Below are 15697 nucleotides of genomic sequence, written 5' to 3'. Positions count from 1 at the left end.
GCGGAAAGCACAAGTGAAAACGGGGCCTTGCGGCCCCGTTCTGCATTACAGGTAGTAAGCCTTCAGCGGCGGGAAGCCGTTGAACTCCACTGCGCTGTAGCTGGTGGTATAGGCACCGGTCGACAGCCAGTACAGGCGGTCGCCGATGGCCAGGTTCAAGGGCAGGCCATACTTGTAGTGCTCGTACATGATGTCGGCGCTGTCGCAGGTAGGGCCGGCAATGACCACTTCTTCGGTCTCGCCTTTCTTCTCGGTCCAGATCGGGAACTTGATGGATTCGTCCATGGTTTCGATCAGACCAGAGAACTTGCCCACGTCGGTGTAGATCCAGCGCTCGACGGCGGTGCGCGACTTGCGTGCAACCAGGACCACTTCGCTGACCAGGATACCGGCGTTGGCAATCAGCGAACGGCCCGGCTCGAGGATGATTTCCGGCAGGTCGTCACCGAAGTCTTCCTTCAGGAAGCGGATGATCTCTTCGGCGTAGGTTTCCAGGCTGTTGGTGCGGGTGATGTAGTTGGCCGGGAAGCCGCCACCCATGTTGATAAGCTTCAGCTCGATGCCGTCTTCTTCCTTCAGGCGCTCGAAGATCACCTTTACCTTGGCGATGGCAGCATCCCACACGCTGATGTCGCGCTGCTGCGAGCCGACATGGAAGGAAATGCCGTAAGGCACCAGGCCCAGGTCGCGGGCGAGGATCAGCAGGTCCATGGCCATGTCGGTCTGGCAGCCGAACTTGCGCGACAGCGGCCAGTCGGCAGTGGTCGAGCCTTCGGTGAGGATACGCACGTACACCTTCGAACCCGGTGCGGCCTTGGCGATGTTGCGCAGGTCGGCTTCCGAGTCGGTGGCATACAGGCGTACGCCCTTCTCGTAGAAGTAGCGGATGTCCTTGGACTTCTTGATGGTGTTGCCGTAACTGATACGGTCAGCGCTGACGCCGCGGCCCAGCACCTTGTCCAGTTCGTAGATCGAGGCGATGTCGAAGCTCGAACCTTTCTCTTTGAGCAGGTCGATGATTTCCACGGCCGGGTTGGCCTTGACCGCGTAGTACACCTTGGCGAATTCGAAACCAGCACGCAGGTCGTCGTAGGCCTGGCTGATCATCTGGGTATCGATGAGTACGAACGGGGTTTCCTGCTTGTCGGCGAACGCCTTCATTTTCTGGAAGGTGTCACGCGCGAAATAGTCTTCGACCTGGATCGACATGCTCAGGGACTCCATGGGCAAACTGAAAATTTAAGTGGCTGCAAACTGAACGTCCTCCGTATCCCCACTTTGGTTCGCCTACTCAGTACTTGAGCCGGATGGATCGTTTCCAGCATGGACGTTCGGCGCGCACTTTAGGGCGTGAAGAATGCAGAATCAACAGGCAATCCGGGCGTGATCGACGCGGATCGACGACCTGCCATTTGAATAACCGACCCATGTGACCGGCTGATGTTCCCGGCGAGGTTTCAAGCGTAAAAAATTGTGGAATGGGTCGTGTTGCGGCCTTCGCGGGTAAACCCGCTCCCACAGGGTTTCCCCTATCGCCGCGGCAACGGGTTTGCCCGCCAAAGGGCCTCAGGTGTTCATATTTATGGCCACATTTTCCTGGCACCGCCGTGCATGAAAAAGACGATAAATTTTTTGTTACCGACTGGCGGAATTGCCGTGTTGGATGAGAAACATTACTATTCGCACCCTTGTCTGCCTCCCTGATGACCCCGACCGTGTCCGGACCCAAAGGCTTCCTCGACCACTACCACGAGCTGATCGGCACCTGGACGCGCAAGTTGCGCAGTCGACAGCAGGCCGAGGACCTCACCCACGATGCCTTTGTTCGGGTACTGGAAAACCCGCGCGAGCAGGTCGAGCAGCCACGCGCCTATCTGCACCAGACCGCACGCAACATTGCCGTGGATGGTTTCCGGCGTGAGGACCGCCGCCAGGCCCTGGAGCTGCAAACCTTCGACGAAGGCGTGGCCGGCAGTGACGACCCCGAAGCCTACGTGCATGCGCTGGAGCTGGCCGACAGTGTCGAGCGGGCGCTGGCCGAACTGCCGCTCAATTGCCGGCAGGTGTTCATCTGGCAGAAGCTCGAAGGCCTGACCCAGGCCGAGATCGCCGAGCGCATGGGGTTGAGCAAGAACATGGTCGAAAAGTATATGATCCGCACGCTCCGGCATCTGCGTGAGCACCTGGATGTGTCGGCATGATGAGTCAGGAGACCTTTTCGATGAAACAGCACGGTACCGATACCGTCCGCGAACAGGCGGCGGCGTGGTTCGCCCGGGTGCAGGATGCGCCGCGCGATGCCGGGCTGCAGGCGCAGCTGCATGCCTGGCTGGAAGGCGATGCACGGCACCGTGATGAGTACCAGCAGCTCGCCCGCCTGTGGCAGGCCGCCGACTTCATCCCGCGCCAGCGCCTTGAAGCGCTGTGTCAGCCGGCCCCGGTACGCCAGTTGCCACGTCGGCGCTTCGCGCGCCAGGCCTTGGCCGCCAGCCTGGCCGCACTGGCGTTGGGCCTGGGCTGGGGCGGCTGGCATTACCAGCAACTGAATCATCAGGGCAGCTTGCAGACCGCCTTCAACGAACGCCGCCAGGTCGAACTGCCGGATGGTTCGCACCTTGAGCTCAATGGGAGCACGCGAGTGCAGGTCGCTTTCAGCGCCGGCCAGCGGCATGTCCGGCTGATGGCGGGTGAAGTGATGTTCACCGTCGCCCATGACAGTGGCAGGCCGTTCGTGGTCGACACCGCTCAGGGTAGCGTGACTGTCACCGGTACCCGTTTCGACGTCCGTCTGGACCCAGCCAGCACCCGTGTGGCGGTGGAGCAGGGCTCGGTGCGTGTGCAGGGCAAGGGCGCCTCGCTGGCGCAGCTCACGGCGGGCCAGGGCTCGCATATAGATGCACAAGGCCAGGTGGCCGCGCCCTATGCGGTGAATACCGGCGCCCTGACTGCCTGGCGCCAAGGCCGGCTGGTGTTCGACAACGCCACCCTGGCCGAGGTGGTGGCCGAAGCTTCGCGCTACCGCAGCCAGCCGCTGCGGGTCGCCCCCGGCAAAGTCGCGCAGTTGCGGCTGTCCAGCACCTTCAGCACCGATGACACCGACGCGCTGCTGCGTGCCCTGCCGAGCATCCTGCCGGTGGCCGTCAAGGCCAACGAAGATGGCTCGCGCGAAATAATCGCGAAATAGATTCAGGTTTTTTTCCGCTCGTTCGTCTTCCCCGCCAGCTGCAACTGCCAAGCATTTCCATTTGCATGCAGTTGGCGTTTATTCCGTACTCCAGGAAGTCTCGACGACGTGAACAACAAGCCCTTCCCACGCTTCCGCGCCCTGGCGCTGGCCCTGGCGGTCAGCGCCGTGGCCGTCAACAGCCAGGCCGCAGAGGCCGGCAGCACTATCCAGATTCAAGCCCAACCCTTGGCATCGGCGCTGAACCAACTGGGCCAGCAGACCAACCTGCAGCTGTTCTTCAGCCCCGAGCTGGTGGCCGGCAAGCAGGCCCCGGCGGTTTCCGGCCAGCTGGCGCCCGAGCAGGCGCTGCAGCAGTTGTTGCAAGGCAGCGGCCTGACCTACGAGATGTCCCAGGGCACCGTGGTGGTGAAGCCGGCTCAGGCCGATGGCATCCTCACCACCGGCAGCCTGGAGCTGGCGCCCACCGACATCAAGGTGGTGGGTGACTGGCTGGGAGACGCCCAGCAGAGCGTGGTGCAGAACCACCCCGGCGCGCGCACCGTGGTACGCCGCGAGGCGATGGTGGAGAAGGGCGCAATGAACGTGCGCGACGTGCTGCGCGGCATCCCTGGTGTGCAGGTGCAGGATTCCAACGGCACCGGCGGCAGCGACCTGTCGCTGAACGTGGGTGTTCGCGGCCTCACTTCGCGCCTGTCGCCACGCTCCACGGTGCTGATCGACGGCATCCCGGCCGCCTTCGCGCCCTATGGGCAGCCGCAGTTGTCGATGGCGCCGATTTCCTCGGGCAATCTCGACAGCATCGACGTGGTGCGTGGCGCCGGTTCCGTGCGTTATGGCCCGCAGAACGTCGGTGGGGTGATCAACTTCGTTACCCGGGCGATCCCGGAGAAGGCCTCGGCGGAGCTGTCCACCACCCTGGAAACCTCCCAGCACGGAGGCTGGAAGCATACCGAGTCGGCCTTCGTCGGCGGCACGGCGGACAACGGCATGGGCGTGGCGCTGCTGTACACCGGGGTGAATGGCAACGGCTACCGTGAAAGCAACAACGGCAACGACATCGACGACGTCATCCTCAAGACCCACTGGGCGCCGACCGACGTTGACGAGTTCTGGCTCAACTTCCACTACTACGACGGCCGCGCCGACATGCCTGGCGGTCTGACCCAGGCGCAGTACGACAGCAACCCGTACCAGTCGCTGCGCGACTACGACTACTTTGCCGGTCGGCGCAAGGACGTGTCGTTCAAGTGGCAGCGCCAGCTCGACGACGCCACCCAGTTCGAAGTGCTGACCTACTACACCGACAGCTTCCGCGGCAGCGCCATTGCCTCGCGCGACATGAAGACCCTGTCGTCGTACCCGCGCAACTACCACACCTTCGCCATCGAACCGCGGCTGTCGCGGATCTTCTTCGCCGGCCCGACCACCCAGGAAGTCAGCGTGGGCTACCGCTACCTGAAGGAAGCGATGCGTGAACAGTCGACCCGCCTGGCGCTGATCGACAACGTGCCGACGCCAACCCCGACCTCCGACGGCCATGTATTCCAGGACCGCAGTGGCGGTACCGAGGCAAGTGCCTACTACATCGACGACAAGATCGACGTGGGTAACTGGACCATCACCCCGGGTATCCGTTTCGAGCACATCAACACCGATTGGCGCGACCGCCCGGTGCTCGGTGCCAACGGCCAGCCGGTGCCGGAGAAGAAACGCAGCATCACCAGCAACGAGCCGCTACCGGCCCTGAGCGTGATGTACCACCTCTCCGATGCGTGGAAGTTGTTCGCCAACTACGAGACCTCGTTCGGCAGCCTGCAGTACTTCCAGCTGGGCCAGGGTGGTACTGGCAACAGCACGGCCAATGGCCTGGAGCCGGAAAAGGCCAAGACCTACGAGCTCGGTACCCGCTATGACAATGGTGGCTTTGCCGGTGAGCTGACGGCGTTCTACATCGACTTCGACGACGAACTGCAGTACATCAGCAACGATGTGGGTTGGACCAACCTCGGCGCGACCAAGCACCAGGGTATCGAGGCTTCGGTGCGCTATGACCTGGACGGGCTGGACCCGCGCCTGGAAGGGCTGTCGGTGAGCGGTGGCTACACCTATACCCGCGCTACTTATGAAGGTGACATTCCTGGCTTCAAGGGCCGTGACCTGCCGTTCTATTCACGCCAGGTGGCCACTGCCGGGGTGCGTTACGCAGTCAACCACTGGACCTGGAACCTGGATGCCTACGCCCAATCCAAGCAGCGCGCGCCGGGTACCGGGATCAATGCCGATGGCAGCTTCAACGGCGACTACATCACCGAGCCGAGTGCGGACGGGCAGTACGGCGATATTCCGGGTTACGTCACCTGGCATGCCCGTGGCGGCTATGAGTTCGGGCCCCAGATGTCCAACCTGAAGCTGGCGGCGGGGGTGAAGAACCTGTTCGACAAGCAGTACTTCACCCGTTCCAGTGACAACAATGCCGGCATCTATGTGGGTGAGCCGCGGACCTTCTATGTTCAGGCCAGTGTAGGGTTCTGAGCCGAGATCGCCGGGGCCGCTGTGCGGCCCATCGCGACACAAGGCCGCTCCCACAGGTACCGCGTCAAGCCCGAGGCTGATGCTGTACTTGTGGGAGCGGCCTTGTGTCGCGAAAGGGGCGCACAGCGCCCCCAGGGATTAAGAAACCACCGCCTCGGCCGGCGAGACAATGCAGGTCTTTGCTCCGCGCGAACGCCCCGAACTCAGGTAAGCCGCAATCGACTCCTGCGTCACCTCGCCCAGGAACACCTGCTCGGCATCCAGCACCGGCAGCCACGCCCGGTTGAACTCGTACATCCGCGACAACAGGATGCGCAAATGTTCATCATGCGACGCCGTGGCATTGAACGGCCGCAGGAAGTCGCCACAAGTCCCTTGCTGGCGATGCATATCACGGCGGCGCACGTAACCCAGCGCCTTGTTCTGTGCATCGGTCACCACCACGTACCGGCGGTCGTGCTCGTCCAGTAGCTCCAGCGCATCGCTCACCGGCGTCTGCGGGCTTACCGACGGCGCATTGTCTGCCGCATCCTCCGCACGCACCAGCAGCAGGCGTTTCAGGGTGCTGTCCTGGCCGACGAAGTTGCTGACGAATTCATCCGCCGGGTGCGCCAGCAAGGTGTCCGGGTGGTCCAGCTGCAACAGCTTGCCGGCGCGGAAGATGGCAATCTTGTCGCCCAACTTGATCGCTTCGTCAATGTCGTGGCTGACCATGATCACGGTCTTGTTCAACGCCCGCTGCATCTCGAAGAACTCGTTCTGGATCATCTCGCGGTTGATCGGGTCGACCGCGCCGAACGGCTCGTCCATCAGCAGCACCGGCGCTTCCGCCGCCAAGGCGCGGATCACGCCGATACGCTGCTGCTGGCCGCCGGACAGCTCGCGCGGGTAGCGCTGCAGGTACTGCTTGGGCTCCAGCTTGATCATGTGCATCAGCTCGCGGGCGCGTTCATGGCACTTCTGTTTGTCCCAGCCGAGCAGGCGCGGCACCACGGTGATGTTCTCCTCGATGGTCATGTTGGGGAACAGGCCGATCTGCTGGATGACATAGCCGATGTGCCGGCGCAGGGTGACCTCGTCCAGCCCGGTGGTGTCTTCGCCATTGATGAATACCTGGCCGGAAGTGGGCGTGATCAGGCGGTTGATCATTTTCAGGGTAGTGCTCTTGCCGCAGCCCGAGGGGCCGAGGAACACGCAGATTTCCCCTTCGTTGACGGTGAGGCTTACCGAGTCGACGGCTTTGACGTCCTTGCCGTTGACGTTGAAGGTTTTGCTGAGGTTCTTCAGTTCGATCATGAGCGCAGTCCTTCTGGAGTCAGGGCACGTTGCAGGGTTTGCAGGAGCAGGTCGGCGATGATCGCCAGCAGGCTGACCAGCACGGCGCCGACCAGCAGCATCGACATGTCGCTGCGGCTGATGGAGGTGAGGATGAGTACGCCAAGGCCGCCAGCGCCGATGGTGGCGGCGATGGTCATGACGCCGATGTTCATCACCACGGCGGTGCGCACGCCGGCAAGGATTACCGGCACGGCGATGGGCAGTTCGACCATGCGCAGGCGCTGACCGAAGGTCATGCCGATGCCGCGTGCGGCTTCACGGATGCCGGGCTCGACGTTGGTCAGGGCCAGGTAGGTGTTGCGCATGATCGGTAACAACGAATACAGGAACACCGCGGTAATCGCCGGTAGCGGCCCGAGGCCCTGGCCGAACCTGGAGTAGAACGGCAGCAGCAGGCCGAACAGGGCGATGGAAGGGATGGTCAGCAGCACGGTGGCGCTGGCCTGCAGCGGGCCGGCAAAGGCCGGGAAGCGGGTCATGAGGATGCCCAGCGGCACCCCGACCAGAATCGCCAGGCCCACGGCGACGCCGACCAGCATGATGTGCTGCCAGGTCAGTTGCAGCACCTGGGCCCAGTCGAGGTGGGCAAACGTGTCGAGCAGGCTCATGGCTGTACCTCGCTAGTCATTGGGTGCTCACGCAGGAAAGCGGCGGCGACCGTGGTCGGGTTCTGGTGTTCGACGTCGACCTTGGCATTGAGCTGGCGCATGGTTTCGTCATCCAGTTGCTCCGCCAGTGGCTTGAGCAGGCTGGCCAGTTTTGGGTTGGCGTCGAGTACCTGTTTGCGCACCACCGGCGCCGCGGTGTAGTCGGGGAAGTAGTGCTTGTCGTCTTCCAGGAGCTTGAGGTTGAACGCGTTCAGGCGACCATCGGTGGTGTACACAAGGCCTGCGAACACCTGGTTGTTGTGCATGGCGGTGTAGACCAGGCCGGCATCCATCTGGCGGATGTTGGCGCGCCCCACTTGCAGGTCGTACATCTGTTTCAGGCCTACCAGGCCGTCCGGGCGGTTGGCGAACTCGGTGTCCAGTGCCACCAGGTGGTTGCGATGGCTTTCGTCGCGCAGTACCTGGTTGAGGTCACTGATCGAATTTATCTGCGGATAAGCCTCGGCGACCTGCTTGGGCAGGCCCAGCGCGTAGGTGTTGCTGAACTTCGATGGGGTCAGCCAGATCAGGTCTTTCTTCGCATCCAGCGCCTTCACCCTGGCGAAGGTGGCCTCGGCACTGGGCATGCGCTCGTCGATATGGTTGTACGACACCAGCGACACGCCGGTGTATTCCCACATCAGGTCGAGTTGGCCGGTTTCCTGGGCCTGGCGCGCGATATTGCTGCCAAGGCCGGTGGTCACGCGCACGTCATAGCCGTTGGCACGCAGGTGTTGCGCGGTGATTTCGGCGAGTACGGTCTGTTCGGTGAACACCCGCGCGCCGATGCGGATCAGCGGTTTGTCCGCCGCCTGGGCGAATCCTGCGAACAGCACGGCGGCGCCAAGCAGCAAGGCGATTTTCTTGTTCATACGTTCCCTATCCTTATTGGGCCAGGCCACGTTCCAGCCAGCGCTTGCTGGAGAAACTCACCGCCGCGTCCAGCGCCAGCGCCAGCAGTGCGGTGCAGGCAGCCCCCAGCAGCAGCTGTGGCTGGTTGTTCAGGGCGATGCCGGGGAAGATCAGGCTGCCCAGGCTGTTGGCGCCAATCAGGAACGCCAGCGGTGCGGTGCCGACGTTCAGCGCCAGGGCCACGCGCACACCACCAACGATGATCGGCACGGCGTTGGGCAGCTCCACCTGCCACAGTTGCTGGCGCGGGGTCATGCCGATGCCGGTGGCGGCTTCCTTGAGCGAGGTGGGGACGTTTTTCAGGCCCTCGTAGGTGTTGCGCACGATCGGCAGGAGGGAGGCGAGGAACAGCGCGAAGATCGCGGGCCCGGCGCCGATGCCGAGGATACTCAGGGCGATGGCCAGAACGGCCAGGGGAGGGATGGTATTGCCAACGTTGAAGAACTGCATGAAGCGCTCGGCTTTGTCGACCCGGTGCGGTCGACTTAACGCAATGCCGGCGGGGATGCCCACGGCCAGCGCCGCCGCCATCGAAGCCAGCACCAGTACCAGGTGCGCTTGCAGGTAGAACCCAAGATCGTCGCGATAACGCGCGATCGTGTCGATGCCGATCCAGTGGACCAGCAGGGCCAGGATGACGAGCACGGCGGCCCATCCCAACAGCCCTTTTCCGTAGCGTTTAGCCACAGGCGGACTCCTTGTGTTGTCGGCGAGCACACTTCTTGGTTGCCGGCCAGTCCTGGCGGCGGGTGGTGTGTTCGCGAGTAGCAGCGTGACGCACGCCGAAGGCTGCGATCAGGCCATGAGCCGAACCCCGTCGGGCCCGAAAATGCTGATGAAACCAGCTCCCCAACCGAAGCGGGTTGCAGGGGAGTGGACGTCTCCGTGGGCGTAAAGGTTCCCATCTGAGGCGGCATTTGGCCAGTGTTAATCACTGGTTAGTCTGAAACTTGACGAGAAAAAGCAGCGGGTTGGTGCGCTGTAGGCGTTGAAATAACTGACCTTTGGCCATTTGTCGTGATAAAGCGGGTGGTTGTTGAATTTGTAATGGCAGTGCCGGCCTCTTCGCGGGCACGCCCGCTCCCACAGGGATCTCCACTGCTGTGCAGGCCTGTGCAGTACCTGTGGGAGCGGGCGTGCCCGCGAAAGGGCCGGAACAGGCACCGCCGGTTCATCAAGTTTTGGTCCCGGCCCAACTTCAGGTATGATATCGCCCCTTTTTAATCCCCCAGTCAGGCGATTTCCCATGACCAACCAGGCCGCCGAAGTCGCGAAGCGCCGCACTTTCGCAATCATTTCCCACCCCGACGCCGGTAAGACCACCATCACCGAGAAGCTGCTGCTGATGGGCAAGGCCATTGCCGTCGCCGGTACCGTGAAGTCGCGCAAGTCCGACCGCCACGCCACCTCCGACTGGATGGAAATGGAGAAGCAGCGCGGCATCTCCATCACCACCTCGGTGATGCAGTTCCCGTACCGCGAGCACATGATCAACCTGCTCGACACCCCCGGCCACGAAGACTTCTCGGAAGACACCTACCGCACCCTGACCGCGGTGGACTCGGCGCTGATGGTGCTCGACGGCGGTAAAGGTGTAGAGCCACGTACCATCGCCCTGATGGACGTGTGCCGCCTGCGCGACACGCCGATCGTCAGCTTCATCAACAAACTCGACCGTGACATCCGCGACCCGATCGAGCTGCTGGACGAGATCGAAGCCGTGCTGAAGATCAAGGCCGCGCCGATCACCTGGCCGATCGGTTGCTACCGCGACTTCAAGGGCGTGTACCACCTGACCGGTGACTACATCGTGGTGTACACCCCGGGCCACGGCCACGAGCGCACCGAAGCCAAGATCATCCAGAAGCTGGACTCGGACGAAGCCCGTGCCCACCTGGGCGACCAGTACGACTCGTTCGTCGAACAGCTGGAGCTGGTGCAGGGCGCCTGCCACGAATTCAACCAGGAAGAGTTCATCAACGGCCAGCTGACCCCGGTGTTCTTCGGTACCGCGCTGGGCAACTTCGGTGTCGACCATGTGCTTGACGCCGTCGTCGACTGGGCGCCGCGCCCGCTGGGTCGGGTTGCCCACGAGCGCACCGTGGAGCCAGTGGAAGAGAAGTTCACCGGTTTCGTGTTCAAGATCCAGGCAAACATGGACCCGAAACACCGCGACCGCATCGCTTTCATGCGCATCTGCTCGGGCAAGTACGAGAAGGGCATGAAGATGCGCCACGTGCGGATCAACAAGGACCTGCGTATCGGCGATGCGCTGACTTTCTTCTCGTCCGAGCGCGAGCAGCTGGAAGAGGCCTATGCCGGCGACATCATCGGGCTGCACAACCACGGCACCATCCAGATCGGCGACACCTTCACCGAAGGCGAGGCGCTGGGCTTCACCGGTATCCCGCACTTCGCCCCTGAGCTGTTCCGCCGGGTGCGCCTGAAGGACCCGCTGAAATCCAAGCAGCTGCGCCAGGGCCTGCAACAGCTGGCCGAAGAGGGTGCTACCCAGGTGTTCTTCCCTGAGCGCAGCAACGACATCATCCTCGGCGCAGTCGGTGTGCTGCAGTTTGACGTGGTCGCCAGTCGCCTGAAGGAAGAGTACAAGGTCGAGTGCGCCTACGAGCCGATCACCGTATGGTCGGCCCGCTGGATCGGCTGTGACGACAAGAAGAAGCTCGAGGAATTCCAGAACAAGGCCATGGAGAACCTGGCCATCGACGGTGGCGGGCATCTGACCTACCTGGCGCCGACCCGGGTCAACCTGTCGCTGATGGAAGAACGCTGGCCGGACATCAAGTTCCGCGCTACCCGCGAGCACCACTGATTTCGAGAGCTTGCTCCTGATTTTCAGGGCCTGCTCCTGCCCCTTGTGGGAGCGGGTTTACCCGCGAATGCGTCGGTAAACTCAACATCGCATTCGCGGGTGAACCCGCTCCCACAGGGACCGTGTCAAGGTCGAAATCAATTCCCGGCCTTGATACTGGTCCAGATCCGCGTGCGAATACGGTCGATCTTGGCCGGCATCGCCTCCAGCGCATACAGCTTGCCCATCACTTCCTCGCTCGGGTAAATCATCGTGTTGCCCTTCATCGCAGGCTCCACCAGCCCGTCCGCCGCGAGGTTGCCATTGGCGTACTGCACATGGTTGCTGATGTTGGCCATCACCTCCGGCTGCAGCAGGTAGTTCATGTAGGCATACCCGGCCTTTTCATCCGGTGCATCGGCCGGCATGGCGACCATGTCGAACCACATCGGTGCACCTTCTTTGGGTATCGAGTAGCCCACCTTCACCCCGTTCTTCGCCTCCTCGGCACGATTCTTCGCCTGCAGCACATCCCCGGAAAAACCCACCACCACGCAGATATCGCCGTTGGCCAGGTCGCCGGTGTACTTCGATGAATGGAAGTAGCTGATGTAGGGCCGCACCTGCATCAGCAGCGCCTTGGCCTTGTCGTAGTCCGCCGGGTTCTGGCTGTGGTGCGGCAGGCCCAGGTAGTGCAGGGCGATCGGTAACAGCTCGGGGCCGTTGTCCAGCACCGCGACGCCGCAGCTTTTCAGCTTGCTCATGTACTCGGGCTTGAAGATCAGGTCCCAGGAGTCCACCGGGACATTGTCGCCAAGCACCGCCTTGACCTTGTCGATGTTGTAGCCAATGCCGGTGCTGCCCCACAGGTACGGGAAGCCGTATTGGTTACCCGGGTCATTTACCTCCAGTGCCTTGAGCAACACCGGGTTGAGGTTGTGCCAGTTGGGCAGCTGCGACTTGTCCAGCTGCTTAAGGGCCTTGCCCTGGATTTGCCGGGCCATGAAGTGGTTGGACGGGAACACCACGTCGTAGCCGGAGTTGCCGGTCATCAGCTTGCCGTCGAGGGTTTCGTTGCTGTCGTAAACGTCGTAGGTGGGCACGATACCGCTGGCTTGCTGGAAGTTCTTCAGTGTGTCGGGGGCAACGTAGCTGGACCAGTTGTAGATCTTCACCGTTTCGGCGGCGCCGGCCACGCTGGCGGCCAGCATCAGGGGGGCGAGAAGGAGCGTGCGCATGTCGGGGTTACCTTGCTTTGTCTGTTGTTATCGAAGGCAGGCGATCAGCGGATCAGAAAATCAGAACGTAAGTCTTGCGAACGGTCTCCTGGATATCCCAGGTGCCCGTGCTGTTGGCCGGTAGCATCAGTGCGTCTCCGGCTTCTATGAACAAGGGCTCTCCACCGTCAGGGGTGAAGGTGCAGCGGCCCTTGGTGAAATGGCAGAACTCCTGCTGCACGATCTGCCGCCGCCAGCGCCCGGGGGTGCACTCCCAGATGCCGGTTTCGACGCCGTCGCTGCGCTCCACGCAGGTGATCGACGCTACCGCCACGGGCTCGCCAAGCGGTACCGCAACGGGGCTGGAGTTATCAAGCACGACGCTGTCGGTGTTCTTGAAATGGGTGATGCTCATGACCGGTAAATCCTGTGTCGGGGAAAGGGAAGTCAGTGCATGAAGCCTTCCATGAAGTCCGCAAGATTGCTGGCAAGGCGCCGCCTCCACGGCGCGCTGGCGGGGTTGGCGAGGGTCCGGTCCTCGTGGACGAAGCTCTGGATGATTGCGTTGTAGCCCAGCCAGCGGCAGGGCTCGGGTGGCCAACTGGCCAGGCTTGAAAGCGGGCGGTTGTCGAGCACCCAGGGTTGCGCGGTCAGTTCGTTGTGCTGGTCGAGGATCAGCGCCGCCAGGGTTCGCCCGCCCAGGTTGGTGGCACCGACGCCTTCGCCGCCGTAGCCGCCGGCCAGGGCGATGCCGCGCTGGCGGTCGCAGAGCATGTGTGGGCGGAAGCGCCGTGCCATGCCCAGGTTGCCGCCCCAGGAGTGGGTGATGCGCACGTGCTTCAGCTGCGGGAACAGTTCGCCGAACAGGTAGCGGCGCAGCTCGATTTCCTGTTCAGTGAGGCGGAAGTTTTCGCGCAGGCGGCCGCCGAAGCGGTAGCCGCCACGGGCGCCGAATACCAGGCGGTTGTCGGCCGTGCGCTGGCCGTAGGTGACCTGGCGGCTGCTCTCGCTGAAGGCCTGGCCCTGGTTCAGGCCGATCTGTTCCCAGGTGGCTTCCGGCAGGGGCTCGGTGGCTACCAGCAGGCTCTGTACCGGCAGCTGATGCTTGCCCAGTGGCGGCAGGCTGACGGCGTAGCCTTCCACGGCGGGTACCAGCCATTGGCAGCGAATGCGCGCCAGCGGGGTGCGCACCTCACCCGGCTGCCAGTCGATGGCTGGGGTGTTCTCGTAGATGGGTACGCCCAGCGCTTCTACCGCCCGGGCCAGACCACGCGCCAGTTTGGCGGGTTGGATGGTCGCGGTGTGCGGGCTGTAGATCGCGCCATAGGCATTGCTGACCCGCAACTGGGCGTCAAGCTGTTCGGGGCGCAGCCAGCGGTAGTCGTCCTCGGTCATGCCCTGGCGATAAAGGTTGTCGAGGTAGGTGCGCAGGCTGCGCTCCTGTTCCGGGTAGCGTGCGGCGCAGTACAGCACGCCGCCTTTGCGGTAGTCGCAGTCGATGCCTTCGCGTTGCAGCACGCCATGTACTTCATCGGGGATGGCATGCAGCAAGTCGATGCTGGCGCGGCGCTGCTGCGGCGACAGGGCGGCCAGAAGGCGGTCTTCGCCGAGCAGGTTGCCCATCAGCCACCCGCCGTTGCGCCCCGAGGCGCCATAACCGGCGATGTAGGCGTCGATTACTGCAATGTTCAGCTGCGGCGCCTGGCGCTTGAGGTAGTAGGCGGTCCACAGGCCAGTGTAGCCAGCGCCGATAATGCATACGTCCGCGTCCAGGTCCTCGCGCAGGGCCGGGCGGGCGCACAACGGCTCGTCTAGCTGGTCCATCCACAGGCTGAGCGTGCGCAGGGGTTGCATCGGGTTCGGCTCCACATCCGTCAGGTCTGTGGGCGATCCTAGTGGTGTCTACGGGCGGCTGTCTTACGTGCGTGCACGCAGGGAAATTTGCTTCAGGTATGCCTTGGGCGTAAGCCCGGTGTGCTCGCGGAAACACTTGTAGAACGCCGACAGGGAGTTGAAGCCGGCATTGAAGGCCAGCTCGTCGATCGTGGCCTCGATGCTGTCGTCATCGAGGCTGGCCATCAGGTGCTGCAGGCGGGCCTGGTTGACGTAGCGGTAGAAGCTTTGCCCTAGCACCTGGTTGAGCAGGTAGGAGATCTGGTTGCGGCTGTAGCCGCTGGCGTGTGCCACCTGCTGCAGGTCCAGCTCCGGGTCCAGGTAGGGGCGCTGGCGCTGGAAGTAGTGTTCCAGGTCCTGGGCCATGGTCGACAGTTGACGGGGCGACAGGCCCAGGCGGCTGGTGGCCGGGCGCGGGCCGGTAGTGGCATGGCCACTGCCGTTCCGGCGGACCAGCGTGGCGTATTCGTTGACCCGCCAGATCAGGCCGTCCTTGACGGTAATCGCCTCGCTGGACTGGAACGCAACCAGGCCGTCGCCGCCTTGGACCGTGACCTGGTACTGAATGAATGCTGTGCAGCCGTCCACGCGGATGCGGTCGCTGTGCACGATATCTTCGCCAGCTTCGTGAGGCAGGCAGGCGCGCACGTAGTCACGCAGTTCCTGATAGCCGAGCACGCGGTTCTGGAAGAAGTCGTGGTACTGAATGTCCGGGTGGTAGAGCGCAATGACGCCGTCGAGATCGCGGTGCTTCCAGCACAGGTGGTAGCGAAGCACGGTGTCGGCGGTAAGCGGGGTCTGCTCGGGGCCGTCAGGGAGGGTTCGGGCGGTCATGAGCCTGATAGTGCATTGCAGAACACCCAGCTGCAAGGGCGCGGATCCGGCATATTGCACGGTTTTGCCAAGCGGCTTGGGGAGTAAACCTTTGATTCGGTTGAGTATGATTTTTTGACCGTGATGGCATGGCGCGTGCACCTGTCAGTTCAACATCGAACAAGGAGAAAGGCCATGCGCTCGATACTGCTCTGGATGATTGGGGTACCGATTCCGGTGATTATTCTGATCTGGTTCTTCATGCATTGAGATTTTAAGGCCACTTTGCGGCCCATCGCGACACAAGGCCGCTCCTACAGGAGATCGCGGTCCCATGTAGGAGCGGCCT

General features: G+C 62.8%; 13 protein-coding genes. 4 read left to right on the top strand and 9 right to left on the bottom strand.

The features are described from left to right. Positions 1-45: 45 nt before the first annotated feature. Positions 46-1209: a type III PLP-dependent enzyme gene (locus CAF92_RS10390; protein ID WP_015269027.1), complete on the bottom strand. Its 1164-nt coding sequence runs from the start codon at positions 1207-1209 to the stop codon at positions 46-48. Between the two features lie 494 nt (positions 1210-1703). Here CAF92_RS10390 and CAF92_RS10385 point away from each other — a divergent pair, with 494 nt between their 5' ends. From CAF92_RS10385 to CAF92_RS10375, 3 genes are all read left to right on the top strand, one after another. Then, the gene (locus tag CAF92_RS10385) at positions 1704-2201 is read left to right on the top strand and encodes a sigma-70 family RNA polymerase sigma factor (RefSeq protein WP_046615799.1); all 498 of its coding nucleotides are present in this window, start codon (positions 1704-1706) and stop codon (positions 2199-2201) included. 20 nt (positions 2202-2221) lie between these two features. Continuing rightward, a complete protein-coding gene (locus tag CAF92_RS10380) occupies positions 2222-3184 on the top strand; it encodes a FecR family protein (protein WP_085600648.1) in 963 nt (320 codons plus the stop codon). Between the two features lie 108 nt (positions 3185-3292). Next, a complete protein-coding gene (locus CAF92_RS10375) occupies positions 3293-5719 on the top strand; it encodes a TonB-dependent siderophore receptor (RefSeq protein WP_085600646.1) in 2427 nt (808 codons plus the stop codon). 138 nt (positions 5720-5857) lie between these two features. On the opposite strand, the gene CAF92_RS10370 is transcribed toward CAF92_RS10375, so the two are convergent. The 4 genes from CAF92_RS10370 to CAF92_RS10355 are packed head-to-tail and all read right to left on the bottom strand — an operon-like array spanning position 5858 to position 9303. Next, positions 5858-7015, bottom strand: a complete 1158-nt coding sequence (locus tag CAF92_RS10370) for a betaine/proline/choline family ABC transporter ATP-binding protein (protein ID WP_085600644.1) — start codon at positions 7013-7015, stop codon at positions 5858-5860. After that, the gene (locus tag CAF92_RS10365) at positions 7012-7665 is read right to left on the bottom strand and encodes an ABC transporter permease (protein ID WP_046615795.1); all 654 of its coding nucleotides are present in this window, start codon (positions 7663-7665) and stop codon (positions 7012-7014) included. Before CAF92_RS10365 ends, CAF92_RS10370 begins: the two co-directional genes overlap by 4 nt. After that, positions 7662-8576 carry a glycine betaine ABC transporter substrate-binding protein gene (locus CAF92_RS10360; RefSeq protein WP_085600642.1) on the bottom strand — a complete coding sequence of 305 codons (915 nt, stop codon included), beginning with the start codon at positions 8574-8576 and terminating at the stop codon, positions 7662-7664. The genes CAF92_RS10365 and CAF92_RS10360 overlap by 4 nt, the downstream gene beginning before the upstream one ends. 13 nt (positions 8577-8589) lie before the next feature. Then, positions 8590-9303, bottom strand: a complete 714-nt coding sequence (locus CAF92_RS10355) for an ABC transporter permease (protein ID WP_046615793.1) — start codon at positions 9301-9303, stop codon at positions 8590-8592. 559 nt (positions 9304-9862) lie between these two features. Here CAF92_RS10355 and CAF92_RS10350 point away from each other — a divergent pair. Continuing rightward, positions 9863-11446: a peptide chain release factor 3 gene (locus tag CAF92_RS10350; RefSeq protein ID WP_003257876.1), complete on the top strand. Its 1584-nt coding sequence runs from the start codon at positions 9863-9865 to the stop codon at positions 11444-11446. Between the two features lie 137 nt (positions 11447-11583). Here the strand turns inward: CAF92_RS10350 and CAF92_RS10345 are convergent, their stop codons facing one another. From CAF92_RS10345 to CAF92_RS10330, 4 genes are all read right to left on the bottom strand, one after another. Next, complete coding sequence (locus CAF92_RS10345) at positions 11584-12663, bottom strand: polyamine ABC transporter substrate-binding protein (protein ID WP_046615792.1); 1080 nt, start codon at positions 12661-12663, stop codon at positions 11584-11586. A 52-nt stretch (positions 12664-12715) separates the two neighbouring features. Beyond that, positions 12716-13057 (bottom strand): cupin domain-containing protein, encoded by a 342-nt coding sequence (locus CAF92_RS10340; protein WP_046615791.1) that lies wholly within the window; start codon positions 13055-13057, stop codon positions 12716-12718. Positions 13058-13089: 32 nt separating this feature from the next. After that, positions 13090-14496: an FAD-binding oxidoreductase gene (locus CAF92_RS10335; RefSeq protein WP_085600640.1), complete on the bottom strand. Its 1407-nt coding sequence runs from the start codon at positions 14494-14496 to the stop codon at positions 13090-13092. A gap of 63 nt (positions 14497-14559) precedes the next feature. Beyond that, entirely contained in the window at positions 14560-15369 is an 810-nt protein-coding gene (locus CAF92_RS10330; protein WP_085600638.1) for a nuclear transport factor 2 family protein, read from the bottom strand. Between the last annotated feature and the right edge of the window lie 328 nt (positions 15370-15697).

Source organism: Pseudomonas sp. B10(2017) (assembly GCF_002113295.1).
Lineage (GTDB): Bacteria > Pseudomonadota > Gammaproteobacteria > Pseudomonadales > Pseudomonadaceae > Aquipseudomonas > Aquipseudomonas pudica.
The sequence above is the reverse complement of the archived record's forward strand: the minus strand, read 5'-3'. Positions and strand labels throughout refer to the sequence as shown.